The sequence below is a fragment of the Rhizobium sp. SG_E_25_P2 genome (assembly GCF_029892285.1).
Classification (GTDB): domain Bacteria; phylum Pseudomonadota; class Alphaproteobacteria; order Rhizobiales; family Rhizobiaceae; genus Rhizobium_E.
This window is the reverse complement of record NZ_JARXVM010000001.1, coordinates 287248-301637: the sequence shown is the minus strand read 5'-3', so window position 1 is coordinate 301637 and position 14390 is coordinate 287248. Positions and strand designations below refer to the sequence as shown.

Annotated in this window: 15 protein-coding genes; 7 read left to right on the top strand and 8 right to left on the bottom strand. The window is 61.2% G+C overall.

What is annotated here, in order from left to right:
- Positions 1–22: 22 nt before the first annotated feature.
- A complete protein-coding gene (gene rmuC, locus M2360_RS01350) occupies positions 23–1243 on the bottom strand; it encodes a DNA recombination protein RmuC (protein ID WP_280772569.1) in 1221 nt (406 codons plus the stop codon).
- Positions 1244–1570: 327 nt separating this feature from the next.
- Between rmuC and M2360_RS01345 the strand changes: the two genes are divergently transcribed.
- Together M2360_RS01345 and def are read left to right on the top strand one after the other, a co-directional pair.
- Positions 1571–3082 carry a globin-coupled sensor protein gene (locus M2360_RS01345; RefSeq protein ID WP_280772568.1) on the top strand — a complete coding sequence of 504 codons (1512 nt, stop codon included), beginning with the start codon at positions 1571–1573 and terminating at the stop codon, positions 3080–3082.
- Between the two features lie 79 nt (positions 3083–3161).
- The gene (def, locus tag M2360_RS01340; protein WP_280772567.1) at positions 3162–3674 is read left to right on the top strand and encodes a peptide deformylase; all 513 of its coding nucleotides are present in this window, start codon (positions 3162–3164) and stop codon (positions 3672–3674) included.
- Here the strand turns inward: def and M2360_RS01335 are convergent, their stop codons facing one another.
- Positions 3675–4418 (bottom strand): hypothetical protein, encoded by a 744-nt coding sequence (locus tag M2360_RS01335; RefSeq protein WP_280772566.1) that lies wholly within the window; start codon positions 4416–4418, stop codon positions 3675–3677.
- A 145-nt stretch (positions 4419–4563) separates the two neighbouring features.
- On the opposite strand from M2360_RS01335, the gene M2360_RS01330 reads away from it, so the two are divergent.
- Genes M2360_RS01330 through truA form a run of 3 tightly spaced genes read left to right on the top strand, consistent with a single transcriptional unit; the run spans position 4564 to position 7397 of the window.
- Positions 4564–5619, top strand: a complete 1056-nt coding sequence (locus M2360_RS01330) for an AraC family transcriptional regulator (protein WP_280772565.1) — start codon at positions 4564–4566, stop codon at positions 5617–5619.
- A gap of 48 nt (positions 5620–5667) precedes the next feature.
- The gene (gene fmt, locus M2360_RS01325) at positions 5668–6603 is read left to right on the top strand and encodes a methionyl-tRNA formyltransferase (protein WP_280772564.1); all 936 of its coding nucleotides are present in this window, start codon (positions 5668–5670) and stop codon (positions 6601–6603) included.
- Complete coding sequence (gene truA, locus M2360_RS01320) at positions 6603–7397, top strand: tRNA pseudouridine(38-40) synthase TruA (RefSeq protein WP_280772563.1); 795 nt, start codon at positions 6603–6605, stop codon at positions 7395–7397. Before fmt ends, truA begins: the two co-directional genes overlap by 1 nt.
- Here truA and M2360_RS01315 read toward each other — a convergent pair.
- From M2360_RS01315 to dapD, 3 genes are all read right to left on the bottom strand, one after another.
- Positions 7383–7979 carry a hypothetical protein gene (locus M2360_RS01315; RefSeq protein ID WP_280772562.1) on the bottom strand — a complete coding sequence of 199 codons (597 nt, stop codon included), beginning with the start codon at positions 7977–7979 and terminating at the stop codon, positions 7383–7385. The genes truA and M2360_RS01315 overlap by 15 nt on opposite strands.
- On the bottom strand, positions 7966–9159 hold the full coding sequence (gene dapE / locus M2360_RS01310; protein ID WP_280772561.1) for a succinyl-diaminopimelate desuccinylase: 1194 nt from the start codon (positions 9157–9159) through the stop codon (positions 7966–7968). Before dapE ends, M2360_RS01315 begins: the two co-directional genes overlap by 14 nt.
- Before the next feature lie 87 nt (positions 9160–9246).
- The gene (gene dapD, locus M2360_RS01305; protein WP_280772560.1) at positions 9247–10104 is read right to left on the bottom strand and encodes a 2,3,4,5-tetrahydropyridine-2,6-dicarboxylate N-succinyltransferase; all 858 of its coding nucleotides are present in this window, start codon (positions 10102–10104) and stop codon (positions 9247–9249) included.
- A gap of 86 nt (positions 10105–10190) precedes the next feature.
- Here dapD and M2360_RS01300 point away from each other — a divergent pair, with 86 nt between their 5' ends.
- Complete coding sequence (locus M2360_RS01300) at positions 10191–11066, top strand: LOG family protein (protein WP_280772559.1); 876 nt, start codon at positions 10191–10193, stop codon at positions 11064–11066.
- Positions 11067–11103: 37 nt separating this feature from the next.
- Here the strand turns inward: M2360_RS01300 and M2360_RS01295 are convergent, their stop codons facing one another.
- The 3 genes from M2360_RS01295 to chrA all read right to left on the bottom strand — a co-directional run bounded on the left by M2360_RS01295 (position 11104) and on the right by chrA (position 13896).
- Positions 11104–11631 carry an EF-hand domain-containing protein gene (locus tag M2360_RS01295; RefSeq protein WP_280772558.1) on the bottom strand — a complete coding sequence of 176 codons (528 nt, stop codon included), beginning with the start codon at positions 11629–11631 and terminating at the stop codon, positions 11104–11106.
- Between the two features lie 143 nt (positions 11632–11774).
- A complete protein-coding gene (locus tag M2360_RS01290) occupies positions 11775–12476 on the bottom strand; it encodes a pyrimidine 5'-nucleotidase (protein WP_280772557.1) in 702 nt (233 codons plus the stop codon).
- 55 nt (positions 12477–12531) lie between these two features.
- Positions 12532–13896, bottom strand: a complete 1365-nt coding sequence (gene chrA / locus M2360_RS01285) for a chromate efflux transporter (protein WP_280772556.1) — start codon at positions 13894–13896, stop codon at positions 12532–12534.
- Between the two features lie 166 nt (positions 13897–14062).
- Here chrA and groES point away from each other — a divergent pair, with 166 nt between their 5' ends.
- Complete coding sequence (gene groES / locus M2360_RS01280; protein WP_280772555.1) at positions 14063–14359, top strand: co-chaperone GroES; 297 nt, start codon at positions 14063–14065, stop codon at positions 14357–14359.
- The last annotated feature ends 31 nt before the right edge of the window (positions 14360–14390 follow it).

Sequence of the window (14390 nt, the reverse complement as noted above, 5' to 3'; positions counted from 1 at the left end):
GGCGCCCTTTGTCGCCCGCCGGTCAGTCCTCGTCAACCAGCCTTAGTTTGAGAAGGCCGGTCTTGCTTTCCGCCGTTTTTTGAACGGGAGCCTCAGCCGAGATGCCGGGCGTTTCAAACTCCATCGCCTCGATCTTCTGACCGCGCCGCGAGACTTTGTCGGTCGCGGCGATTACCAAATCGACATCCTTCTGGGCGGCCAGAAAATGCCCTTGCAATTTTCTGACCCGTTCATCGAGGCGGCCGAGATCTTCCATCAGACCGATGACCTCCGCCTGGATCACATGCGCCTGTTCGCGCATCCGCTGGTCCTTCAGCATGGACTGGATCAACTGGATCGATAAAAGCAGAAGCGACGGCGACACTATGACCACCCGGCTGCGATGCGCGGTATGGGTTATAGACTCGAACCGCTCGTGCATATCCGCGAAAATCGATTCGGATGGCACGAACATAAAGGCGGTGTCCTGTGTCTCTCCCGGAAGCAGATATTTCGAGGCGATGTCGCGGATATGGATTTCCATATCGCGACGGAATTGCTGGCCGGCGGCCTTTACGCGTTCTGGGCCGCCGTCCCGCATCGCGTTCCAGGCTTCGAGGGGAAATTTAGCGTCGATGACCAGCGACGGCTGGCTGTTCGGCATTCGGATCAGGCAGTCCGGCCGGGCTCCGTTGGACAAGGTCGCCTGAAATCGATAGGCGCCCTGCGGAAGCGCGTCGGCGATGATTGCTTCCATGCGTCCCTGGCCAAAAGCGCCGCGTGTCTGTTTGTTGGAGAGGATCGATTGCAAGGAGACGATGTCGCGCGCCAGCGTCTGGATATTGGTCTGGGCCGTGTCGATGACAGCCAAGCGCTCTTGCAGGCGGCGGAGATTTTCATGCGTGGCGCGTGTCTGCTCGCTGATCGTGGCTCCGATACGTTGCGTCATGCCGTCGAGCCGCTGATTGACGTTCTGGTTGAATTCAGCCTGTCGCGCGCCAAACATTTCCGTCATGGCGGCGATCCTGCCCTGCATTTCCGTCTGCGCCTTGAGGATCTGGCTCAGTTGCCGCGCATCGTCCTCCGCCTTGGCTTCCAGAGCGTCGGCGAAGTCTTCCGCCTCCACCCTTCGGCGTCTGGAGCGCAGAAACAGCAATCCGGCAATAAAGGCGACAAATGCGATGGCGCTGGCGGCATGACCGGTCGTGATGGTCGTTGTTCCGAATTCCAGCAAGGGGGCGGCTGCGGCGAAGGAAGCGTTCATCCGTCAATTCTAGCAGATTCGCGGTCGCCCGCTAGACCAAAACGTGAACATGAAGTTTGGCGCTTACCGGTAACCAAGCGTCAACCAAGAAACAAAGACGGCTGCCGTCGATGGCGAGCAGCCGATCCAAATTTGATCTTGATCAAGAACAGCGCATGGTCGCCCTCTATTATCAGAAGACTATGATATTCACCGCATCGGCAAGACTTCCGCCTTAAATTTAAAAAACTAATAAGATAGGAATAATAGCTCGTTAACCAATGCGCCCTACGCTCAAAAGTACTATGCCGACCACGACACAACTTCTCCCCTTGAGGATCGCCTGACATGACTTCGTCTTCGCAACAAACGACACCTCTTCGCCAACGGCTTGATTTCCTCGGGATAGACGGGGCGGCGCAGAAAGAGTTGCAGAAGCTCAATCCTCTCGTAATGGACATGATAGGTCCCGCACTCGACAAATTTTACGCCAAGGTGCGCGCCAATCCGGAGACCGCCAGATTTTTCAAGTCCGAAGGACATATCAGCGGCGCCAAAAGCGCGCAGGCGAAGCATTGGGGGCTGATCACCTCCGGCACGCTCGATGATGCCTATGTCAACGGCGTGACCATGATCGGCAAGACGCATGCGCGAATTGGCCTTGAGCCGCGGCTTTATATCGCCGGCTACGCCCTGGTGCTGGAGCAATTGATCCATGGCGTCGTCGACAGGAAGTCCGGCGGCTTCTTTTCAAAATCCAAGGACAAGGTGATCGCGGATGAGATCTCGTTGATCGTCAAGGCCGCGCTTCTTGACATGGACTACGCCATCAGCGTCTATCTCGATGAGCAGGCGGCGCAACGCGAGCGTGTCGAACGCGATAGAGCCGTTGCGGAGGCGGAGCAGGCTGACGCGATGAGCAAACTCGGGCGCATGCTGGAGCAACTTTCGGCGGGTGATCTGCAGGCGCGCTTCGCAAGCGACATGCCGGAAAAGTTCGGCGCGATGGCCAGCAACTACAACAATGCGGTGGAAGCGCTTCGCCAGTCCATGGAGAATGTCCGTATTGCCGCCCAGCAGATACTGGATGGCTCCCAGGAGATCGCCAAGGCGACCAATGATCTTTCCGGCCGCACCGAACAGCAGGCGGCCAGCATCGAAGAAAGTTCGGCTGCGCTGCACGAATTGTCGGAAAACGTCACGTCGACCGCAACTGGCGCCAGAACGGCATCTAGCGTGGCGCAGGAAACGCTCGGAGTGGTCAAGACGTCGGGCGCAACCGTGTCGGAAGCGGTGTCGGCGATGAGCGCCATCGAAAAATCCTCCACTGAAATTTCCAAAATCATCACGGTGATCGATGAAATCGCCTTCCAAACCAACCTCCTTGCGCTCAATGCCGGCGTCGAGGCGGCGCGAGCGGGGGAGGCCGGACGAGGCTTTGCGGTCGTCGCCCAGGAAGTGCGAGAGCTTGCGCAACGTTCGGCAAACGCCGCCAAGGAGATCAAGGGAATTATCGCCGAAAGTTCCAATCAGGTGCAGACAGGGGTCGCCCTCGTCAATCGCTCCGGCGAATCGCTCGGCGACATCACCTCGCGCATTGTCGAACTGACCAAGATCATTTCCGACATCGCCTCGGCCGCCGATGAGCAATCTTCCGGGCTCAAGGAGGTGTCGGCTGCGATCAGCAACCTCGACACAATCACACAGCAGAATGCAGGCATGGTTGACAAGAGTTCGGGCGAGGTCCGCGCGCTTGCAGCCGAAGTGGAGCGGTTGAACGGCGTGCTCGATGGCTTCAAGACCGGCGAGGCGGCCTGGGGCGCCGGACGACGGACGGCCGGAACACGGCAGGCGGCCTGACTTTCAATTTTGAACGCGCCGGACGCTTCGCAGCGGCCGGCCTGTTGCGCAAGCCGGGCGGCTGTATTATGGAGGCGAAATGACGATCAAGCCGCTCATTATTTTGCCCGACCCGATCCTCCGCCAGACTTCGGCCCTGCTCGAAGACGTGACGCCGGAGGTGCAATCCCTTGCCAGCGACATGCTGGAGACCATGTATGATGCGCCAGGCATTGGCCTTGCCGCCATTCAGGTGGGGGTTCCCAAGCGAATGGTGGTCATCGACCTTCACAAGGAAGGCGAGGACAAGAAGCCGCAAGTCTTCATCAATCCGGAAATCCTGTCGTCGGGCGACGACCGGTCCAGCTATGAAGAAGGCTGCCTGTCGATCCCGGATTATTATGCTGAGGTCGAGCGGCCGGCGGCGATTCGCGTCCGCTATGTCGATCTCGACGGCAAGATCCAGGAAATCGAGGCCGATGGCCTTCTGGCCACCTGCCTGCAGCATGAGATCGATCACCTGAACGGCGTTCTCTTCATCGACCATATTTCGCGCCTGAAGCGCGAAATGGTGATCAAGCGGTTCACCAAGGCCGCCAAACTGCGCGCCTGATCATCCTTCTTTGATCGTGGTCCTGACCATGTCGCCGCGGATCCGGATCTCCGGCTTCGCGCCCGGCGTGTTGGGCAGCGCGCTGTCGATATAGGATGCGATCGACTCCACCGCATAGCTGATGACGGAACCCGTCGGAAAGATCAGCGTCGCATCCATCATCTTGCCCATCAGCCGGATCGTTTCGGATTTGCGGACCTCGTCGAAGGCGATCCTGGCTCGGAGCGCCGCGCCCGACAGAGTAATCGCGTCCGCATGACCCTCGACGTCGACATCGCCGGCGTCTGATTTGATATCCAGCACCGAGAAATCTCCGGCAAGCGTGATGGCTGAGGCGCGCTGGTCGATCAGCACGGCCGCGTCCGGCCTGAGATTGGCCCTGAGCTCCAGCCGGCAATCGTCCCAGTCGAAATCAAAGGGCGCGTCGCCGGTGTCGACGATCAGCGAGCCGCGATCGAGAGACATGGAGCCCGTCATCGCACAGCCGTCGTCGAACCAACTTGAGCGCCACAACGCTCCCCAGCCGCTGCGGGTCCCCATAAGGCGAGCTTCAAGAGGCTCTGTATTGTCCGTATTGATCGTGACCCGACTTGCGGCCCCGCGGACCTCGATGCGGTTGACGCTCGAAAGATCGACGGGATCCGACGCCCGCGCTTCTGACGTCCAGATAGAGACGGCGGCGTCGAGAAGCATGATGGCCCCAAAGCTAGCGGCCAGTCCGAGGATGATGGGTTTCTTGCGCATCGTGGCGCCTCCTGATGAGATGAGTGACGACACGGAGAATGACGACATCGCAGAAAGGAGCGACCTGAAACGTGTTTGAGGTCGCGCCGGATCGCGATAAAGGACAGAACCAGCGCAGACGCATGCATTCGCCGATGGACTGCTCATGATCCTTTTGCCGCTTCCCTTTGTTGTCGCTTTATTCCTGGCGGTGTTTGCGATCCGCTACAGTCGGACCGCCCGCGAACGCGGAGACGACGCCCTCGCCTTCATCGTGTTGATGGCCCTGTTCGCGTTCCAATCGCTCCTGGTCGGGGCGCGATGGGGTTATGGAGCCACGGTGCTGCAACCCTTTATGGCGGCGATGGCGAGCCTGTTGCCGCCCGCCGCCTTCCTCGCCTTTCGAGGGCTGACAGGAGGTCCGACGCGCCCGAGGCTGACGGATTGGCCGCATGCGGTCTGGCCCATCCTGGTGACAGCGCTGCTCGTCCTGCGCCGGGATTGGGTTGGCGCGGTGATCATTCTCGACTTCTTGTTTTATGGCGGACTTCTGCTGGCCAGCGCGCGCGGCGGTCCCGACCGGCTGGTTGCGTCACGGCTTGATGGCGTCGTCACGTCTTATCGGGCGTTGCAGATCACCGGCGCGACCCTGATCGCGTCCGCTGTGTCCGATATGCTGATCAGTCTCGATCTGGTCCTGTTTGCCGGTCGCTATTCCGGCGCCATTATTTCCTTCGGCACGACGGTCAGTCTGATCATCCTGTCTGCTGCCGCAGTTCTTGTTGACCCGGCGCGGGTCGAGAAGAGGGAGGAGGAGAATGCCGACAGGGACGACGAGGCTGAGGACGCGCCGTCGTCCTCCCGGGAAGCCAGCGAGGAAGACAGAGAGATTGCCGCAGCGCTCGACGCGCTGATGGCGACGAACGCGCTTTATCGCGACATGGAACTCAATCTTGTCAGGCTGGCGCGCAAGCTCGGCAAGACCACCCGTGCGGTCTCCCGTGCGGTCAATCGCTGCCACGGCGTTTCGGTCTCGCAATATGTCAATGAATTTCGTGTGCGCGAGGCCCAACGCCTCTTGAAGGAGACCCAGGAAAGCGTGGTGCAGATCGCGCTGGAGGCCGGCTTCATGACCAAATCCAACTTCAATCGCGAATTTCTGCGCGTGTCAGGCCAGAGCCCGACCGACTGGCGGCGCGCGGTCGCAAGTCAAGGGGCTTGATCTTCTGCGCGCAAGAGGCTTGAAGGGGCAATCAGCCGGAGATCCGCCATGCCGCTCAGAATCATTTTCATGGGAACGCCCGATTTTTCCGCGCCCATCCTCAAAGCGCTGTACGCCGCAGGTCATGAGATTGTCGCCGTCTATTCCCAGCCCCCCCGGCCCGCCGGTCGTCGCGGGCTGGAACTGACGCCGTCTCCCGTTCACAAGACGGCTGAGGAACTGGGGATCACGGTGCGCACGCCGGTGAATTTCAAGGCCGCCGAAGATGTTGAGGCTTTCAAGGCGCTCGGCGCCGATGTCGCCGTCGTCGTCGCCTATGGATTATTGCTGCCTGTCTCGGTTCTCGAAGGAACCCGGCTCGGCTGCTATAACGGCCATGCCTCGCTTCTGCCGCGCTGGCGGGGCGCTGCCCCCATCCAGCGCGCCATCATGGCCGGAGATGCAAAGACCGGCATGATGGTGATGAAGATGGACAAGGGGCTGGATACCGGCCCGGTGGCGATGATCCGCGAGATCGGCATCTCCGAGACCATGACTTCAGGCGAACTGCATGACGCCCTGTCGGAGATGGGCGCAGAATTGATGGTCGAGGCGATGGCTGCGCTTGAGGCGGGAACGCTGACGCTGACGCCGCAGTCCGAAGACGGCGTTCTCTACGCCGCCAAGATCAGCAAGGACGAAACGCGCATCGACTTTTCCAAACCGGCTGCCGATGTCCACAATCACATTCGCGGCCTGGCCCCGTTTCCCGGCGCCTGGTTCGAAGCGACGTTCGGCGGCAAGATCGAGCGGGTCAAGGTGTTGGCGTCCGAGCGCGCCGCTGGGGCAGGGGAGCCGGGAACGGCGCTCGATGACCGCCTGACCATTGCCTGCGGCGACGGCGCGGTGCGGCTGTTGAGGCTGCAGAAGGCTGGCGGCAAGCCGCTCGACGCTGGCGATTTCCTGCGCGGGTTGCCCGTCGCCCCGGGCGTGAGGATCGGCTGATGCCGCGTTACAAGATGGTCGTCGAATATGACGGCGTGCCCTATGTCGGCTGGCAGCGGCAGGACAATGGCAAATCCGTGCAGGGCGCGATCGAGAAGGCCATTTTCGCGATGAGCGGCGAAGAGGTGTCCTTGCGCGCCGCCGGACGCACTGACTCGGGCGTTCACGCGTTCGGCCAGGTCTGCCATGTCGATCTCAGCCGAGACTGGAAGGCGTCGACAGTGGCCAACGCCATCAACGCCCATCTCGCCATGGAGGAGGAGCGTGTCGCCATTCTCTCGGCGGAGCAGGTTCCCACCACATTCGACGCCCGCTTTTCGGCCACCAAACGGCATTATCTCTATCGCATCATCAACCGCATGGCGCCATCTGCTATCGACGCCGAGCGCGCCTGGCATGTCAAGAAGCCGCTCGATGCGGAGCGCATGCATGAGGCGGCGCAGGAATTCGTCGGCCACCACGATTTCACCACCTTCCGTTCCTCGCATTGCCAGGCGAAGAATCCGCGTCGGACGATCGAACGGGTCGAGGTCAGCCGCAATGGCGACTATGTCGAGATCCGCGCCTCGGCGCAGAGCTTCCTGCACAATCAGATCCGTTCGTTTGCGGGCACGCTGAAGATGGCAGGCGAGGGAAAATGGAGCGCTCTCGACATCCGCGAGGCGCTGCTTGCGCGTGATCGCGCGCGCTGTGGACCCGTGGCTCCGCCGCATGGGCTGTTTTTCATGCAGGTGGATTACGGCGATCTGTCCACGCTTTTGACGCTCGATGATGACGAGTCAGCCGAAGGATAGGCCGAGCGCATCGATTGCATAATATTGGGTGAGCACCGAGCCCACGGCGAGCGTCATCACGAAGGCGATGGCCGGAAGCGCCTTGCGTTCGGTCAGTTGCAGCATGACCATGACATGCGCGTAGCCCGAGACGAGATAGAGAACGAGGGCGATCGAGGCCTGAAGATCGAGATTGGCGGGCGCGAAGATCATCGATGCGGAGATGGCCATCAGCGCCCATTGCACCGGTACGCTCAGCCAGTTCAGCAGAATGACGGCCTGCCGGAAGTGCTGCGCATAGCCGCCGGCGACCATCGCGGCGTAGAGGATAGCGTAAGGCGCGGTCCAGCCCAGGAGATCCAGCAACAACAGGCCCGACCAGAAGCCGTTTCCGAGATGCGTATTCTCCGGCATGTCCTGGAGATAGACGGCCCGTGTTCCCCAGAGATCAAGGAAAATGGGCGGTAGGCAATAGACGATCGCCCACCATGACCGCCAGAAACCGCGATCACTCAGATCGAGCCACTGAAAGCCCTCGCTGCGGCCGCGGATGAGCAGCCACAGGCCGTTCAGGTAATAGAAGACTTCCTCACGCCCCGGCATCTCTGAACCAGTCGGCGATGAAACTCTCGTAGATCCGCGTCAAGGCTTCGAGTTCCGATACGCGCACGCGCTCGTCGACCATATGCATGGTCTGGCCAACCAGGCCGAACTCCACCACCGGGCAGTAATCCTTGATGAACCGTGCATCCGAAGTTCCGCCCGTCGTCGAAAGCTTGGGCGTTGTTCCAGTATGGCGTTCGATGGCGCGCGACAGCGTGCCGATCAATCGATCGTCGCGGGTCAGGAACACATGGCTCGGCCGTTCGGCCCAGACCAACTCATAGCGCGCCGGAGCGCGGCCCGGCCGCAGCGCCGCGGATGCCGCGCCCTGATCCAGCCGCCGGATGATTTCCGCCTTGACCGTGTCGGCGGTCCAGGCGTCGTTGAAGCGGATGTTGAAGGCGAAGCTGACCTTGGCGGGAATGACATTGGTCGCCTTGTTGCCGGCGTCGATCGTCGTCACTTCCATATTGGACGGCTGGAAATCATCCGTGCCATGATCGAAGGGTGTTTCCATCAGTTCGGTCGCCATGGCCAAGGCGGCGCGAACCGGATTTTCGGCCAGATGCGGATAGGCGACATGGCCCTGCACGCCCTGGACGGTCACCATTCCCGACACCGAGCCGCGACGGCCGATCTTGATCATGTCGCCGAGAGTGTCCGGATTGGTCGGCTCGCCTACCAGGCAGCCGTCCCAGCGCTCGCCCCGGGCATGCGCCCATTCCAGCAGCTTCACTGTGCCGTTGACGGCGGGACCTTCCTCGTCGCCGGTGATCAGGAAGGAAATCGACCCCTGGGGACGCCCGTGCTTTTCGATATGACGGGCGACTGCGGCTGCAAAGCAGGCGACGCCGCCTTTCATATCGACCGCGCCGCGACCGAACATGACGCCATCATGGATTTCGGCGCCGAAGGGCGGATGGCTCCAGGCGGCTTCGTCGCCCACCGGCACGACATCCGTATGGCCGGCAAACATCAGATGCGGGCCGGTCTCGCCCAGTCGGGCGTAGAGATTGTCGATATCGGGCGTATCCGCCTCGCGCATGGTCATTCGCTCGACCTTGAAGCCGAGCGGAGCCAACATGGATTCGAGCAACGCCAGCGCGCCGCCCTCCTCGGGCGTCACAGAGGGGCAGCGGATGAGTTTTTGAAGATTATCAATCGGATCTTTGACTGGCATGATGGTCCAGCGTTAGCCGATGAATGAGGCTCTGTCACGGGGAAAAAACGGCGCGCCAGCCGGCGCGCCGCAAGGCGTCGCTGCCCCTTAGTCGCGCAGCAATTCGTTGATGCCTGTCTTGGAGCGGGTCTGCGCATCGACGCGCTTGACGATGACGGCGCAATAGAGGTTCGGAGCCGCAACGCCGTTCGGCATGAGATTGCCGCTGCCCATCGAGCCGGCGACGACGACGGAATAGGGCGGGACTTCGCCATAGGTGACTTCGCCGGTGGCGCGATCGACGATCTTGGTCGACTTGCCGATGAACACGCCCATGCCTAGCACGGAGCCTTCGCGTACGATGCAGCCTTCGACGACTTCCGAGCGGGCGCCGATGAAGCAATTGTCTTCGATGATGGTCGGGCCGGCCTGCATCGGCTCCAGCACGCCGCCGATGCCGACGCCGCCCGAAAGATGCACATGCTTGCCGATCTGGGCGCAGGAGCCGACGGTGGCCCAGGTGTCAACCATCGTGCCTTCGCCGACATAAGCGCCGAGATTGACGAAGGACGGCATCAGGATGGCGTTCGGCGCGATATAGGCCGAGCGGCGGACAACGGCGTTCGGCACGGCGCGGAACCCCGCCTTTTCGAATTCGTTGGCGCTCCAGCCATCGAATTTCGACGGCACCTTGTCCCACCAGGTAGAATCGCCCGGACCGCCCTTGATCACTTCCATGGCGTTGAGGCGGAAGGAGAGAAGAACCGCTTTCTTGAGCCACTGATGCACGGTCCAGGCGCCGTCCTCGCTGCGGGTCGCGACGCGCACTTTTCCGGCGTCGAGCAGGTTCAGCGCGGTTTCGACGGCGTCGCGGATCTCGCCTTTGGTGGCGGTCGAGACGGAATCACGGTTGTCGAAGGCGGCGTCGATGGTCTTTTCGAGCGAGGCGAGGTCATGGACGGTCATGGGAATTCCTTAAGCTTTGAAGGATTATCCTGCCAGAATAGCGAAAAACTGGGCCGGTTGCGGCTCTATAGCGGATGGAAATAAGCATGGCAAAGGGGAAAACCGACCAACTCAGGCGCAAGGACGGCGTGTGGGATCCCTTGCGCAGCAGCCGCAGCGACCTCAAGCGCGCCGAGCGTATTCCCGGCACGCCGCAATCCCTGTCGCCAGCCTATCGCCTCGCTTTCGCCGATTCCGAATTCCTGTGCCGGGAAGAGCTTCGCCCGGTTCGCCTGCAGCTCGAGCTGCTCAAGGTGGAAATGATGCTCACCGAATATGGCATCCGCTCGACGGTGGTCATGTTCGGCGGCGCCCGCATTCCCGCCCCGGGCCAGCCGGCCTGGGCGGCCAAAAACGATGGCCAGAAAGCCAATCTCGAAGCAGCGTCGGTCTTCTATGACGAGGCGCGCAAATTTGCTCGCCTGTGCTCGGAATGGTCGGCGGGCTATGACTACAAGGAATATGTGGTTGTGACCGGCGGCGGCCCGGGCGTCATGGAAGCGGGCAATCGCGGCGCTGACGATGTCGGCGCGCCGTCGATCGGGCTCAATATCGTGCTGCCGCATGAGCAGGCGCCCAATCCCTATGTCACCCCGGAACTGAGCTTCAACTTCCACTATTTCGCCATTCGCAAGATGCACTTCCTCATGCGGGCCAAGGCCGTGACGGTGTTTCCCGGCGGCTTCGGCACGCTGGACGAATTGTTCGAGACGATCACGCTGATGCAGACCGGGCGCATGGCGAAAGTGCCGCTGATCCTGTTCGGCGAACAGTTCTGGCGCAGGGTCGTCGATTTTGACGCGCTGGCCGAATTCGGCACGATCGCGCCGGAGGATGTCGAACTGATCAGCTTCGTCAACACCGCCGATGAGGCCTGCGCCATCATAAAGCGGTTCTATGAAAAGGAAAACGGCGCCTCCTGACGGAGACGCCGCATCAGATTCAGGAAAGTGAGGGTGTTCAACCCTGCTTCTTGGCCTTGGTCTTGGTCGCCAGGAACTCATCGGCGGTGATGAAGCCATCCTTGTTGGCGTCACGACGCTGGAACATGCGGTCTGCAACGGTGTCGAGTTCTTCCTTGGACAGTTTGCCGTCCTTGTTGGCGTCGATCTTGTCGAAATGCTTGATCAGGCCGCGGGGCAACTGTCCGGGCTTCGCCATGGTGGCGTTCGGCTCAGCCTTCACTTTCTGGCGATAGGCCTTGAGGGCGTCCTTGCCGGCATCGACTTCCTGTTTGGAAAGGAAACCGTCCTTGTCAGCGTCGACCACCGTCACGGTGGCGTTCATCGCTGCTTCCATTTCCGACTTGGAGACTTTGCCATCCTTGTCGGTGTCGAGCCGCTTGACCATCCGGGCGACGCGCTGCTCCCGCTTGGCGGGATCCTTAGCTGTCGTCGTGGGCGTGGTGGAGGCGGCGGCAAACGCAGCGCCGCTGGTGGCGGCCAAAGTCAGGGCGATGGCGGAGGCGATAAGGGTCTTGGAGTTCATGATTTCAACCTTTCTCTGGTTCGGCCGGATGGGGGAAGCCGGCCGTCGCATCGTCGCGTTTGGAGGAATCCGGCCGCGACGTTGAAATCACTTCTAGGAGATTTGCCCTGAACCGAGGCTGAACGCCTCGTTCAGCTAACCGGTCAGAGGATGGCTCTCAGGAAATCGGCGAGATTATCGGTGATATGGTCGATGACGGGATCGTTCTCGTCGGGTATTTCCCACCGTTCGAGGTGATGCTCCTTGTCGACAGGCACGATCAGCACGGTCTTCATGCCAAGCGCCCTCGGGATTTCGAGATTGCGAGGCAGATCCTCGAACATGGCGGCCTTGCGCGTCTCCACGCGATGAAGGCTCGCGAATTTGTCATAGGTCGAGCCGGCCGGCTTCGGCACGAAATCGGCGGCCACGATGTCGAAAATGTCTTCGAAATGATGCAGGACGCCCAGTGCGCGGGCAGCTTCCTCCGCATGCTTGACCGTGCCGTTTGTCAGGATGAACTTGCGGCCGGGCAGGGCCTTGATCGCCTCGCTCAGCCCCTCGTCCGCGGCGAGCCCGGAGTAATCGATGCGATGGGCCGCCTCAAGAAAGGCCGCAGGGTCGATGCCATGATGATGCATCAATCCGCGAAGCGTCGTTCCATGTTCGTGGTAATACTGCTTCTGCAGCTTGCGCGCCTCGCCGGCGTCCAGCCCCAGGAGTTCCGCCACGAAGGCGGTCATGTTGCGGTCGATTTGCGCGAACAGATCCACATGATGCGGATAAAGGGTGTTGTCGAGATCGAACACCCATTCGGTCACATGGGCGAAATCGGATGGCTGGGGCAATGCGCGTTTGTCGGTCATGTCACGGGTTATGACAGGGATCGGGAAATTCGCAAGTCTCTTGGAGCGCGTCCGATCATGACGCGAGTCCGGTCAGCAGGCCCGCTCCCGCCAGTAGCGCGAGCGTCTTGAACACGCCGAGCTTGAAACGAAACAAAGCCAGCGCGGCCAGCGCCGTCAGCGCCAGTTGGACGATGTCGAGCGAGGAGATGTCCGGCAGGCTCATGCGGATCGGACCCGTCTCGACGACCGCATGGCGCGTAAACAGAACATGCGCCGCAAACCAGAGCGCCAGATTGGCGATGACGCCGGTTACGGCGGCGGAAATGGCTGTCAAAGCCCCCGAAAGCGCCTGGTTGGATCTCAGGCGTTCGACCCAGGGCGCGCCGAGGAAGATCCACAGAAAACAGGGGGTGAAAGTCACCCAGGTAGTCAGCGTAGCGCCGAGCGCGCCGCCCAGAAGCGGTGACAGATCCCCGGACGCGCGAAAGCCGGCGATGAAGCCGACAAAGCTGAGCACCAGGACCAGAGGGCCCGGCGTGGTTTCCGCAAGGCCGAGACCATCCAGCATCTCGCCGGGCTTCAGCCATTGATAATGATCGACCGCCTGTTGGGCGACATAAGAGAGCACGGCATAGGCGCCGCCGAAGGTGACGACTGCCATTTTCGAGAAAAACAGGCTGATGTCGAGATAAACGCTCGAGCCGAAGCCAAAGGCGAAGAGAAGTCCGAATGGAGCGGCCCATAGCATCGACCAGACGACCGCCGCCACAATCGAGCCGAGCCAGCTCGCCGGACGCCCCGGATGATCAGCGTCAATGACCGACGGGCGGTCCGCGCCTGCGCCATGGTGGCCGCCACTGGAGAAGCGGTCGGGCGCAAATCGGAAGCCGGCGTAACCGATCAGCGCCGCGACGACGATGACCAGCGGAAAGGGCGCGGCGAAAGCAAAGAGGGCAATGAAGGCCGCAAGCGCGATGGCGCGCATGGCGTTGTTCTTGAGCGACCGTCGCCCGACCCGGATCAGCGCTTCCACGACGATCACCAGCACTGCGGCTTTCAACCCGGCGAACGCGCTGTCGAGCAGGCCTGTATGCCCCCAAACGGCGTAAATTGCCGAGAGTCCGAGGATCACGATGAAACCCGGCAGGATAAAAAGCATGCCGGCGACCAGTCCGCCGCGCCAGCCATGCAGGAGCCAGCCGATATAGGTTGCGAGTTGCTGCGCTTCGGGACCGGGCAGCAGCATGCAGAAATTGAGCGCATGCAGGAAACGGCTTTCAGAAATCCAGCGCCGTTCATCGACGAGTTCCCGATGCATCAGCGCGATCTGACCCGCCGGGCCGCCGAAGCTGAGCACGCCGATCTTCGCCCAAAGGCGGGCGGCCTCGCGAAAATCAGGATGCGGAGGGCGTGGGGACGGCTGTTCCAGATCGATCATTGCGGTTCCGCGTTTACCTTGTCGCAATATTTTTCCGAGCGTCAAACCTTGACTCTCGGTCGCCCCGATCCTAAATCCAGTCCCGCTAGCACTCCACAGGAGAGAGTGCTAACAACCTTTCCGCCGGGCTTGACCCGGTAATGTCATTTGATCGAGGAAACAGACAATGGCAAGCACCAATTTCCGCCCGCTTCACGATCGCGTCGTCGTTCGCCGCGTTGCATCCGAAGAAAAGACCAAGGGTGGCATCATCATCCCTGACACCGCCAAGGAAAAGCCGCAGGAAGGCGAAATCGTCGCTGTCGGCTCCGGCGTCCGCGACGACAAGGGCAATATCGTTGCTCTCGACGTCAAGGCTGGCGACCGCGTTCTGTTCGGCAAGTGGTCGGGCACCGAAGTTAAGCTCGATGGCGAAGACCTTCTGATCATGAAGGAATCCGACATCATGGGCATCATCGGCTGATTGCCGATCTCGTCAAATTCCATGCAAACCA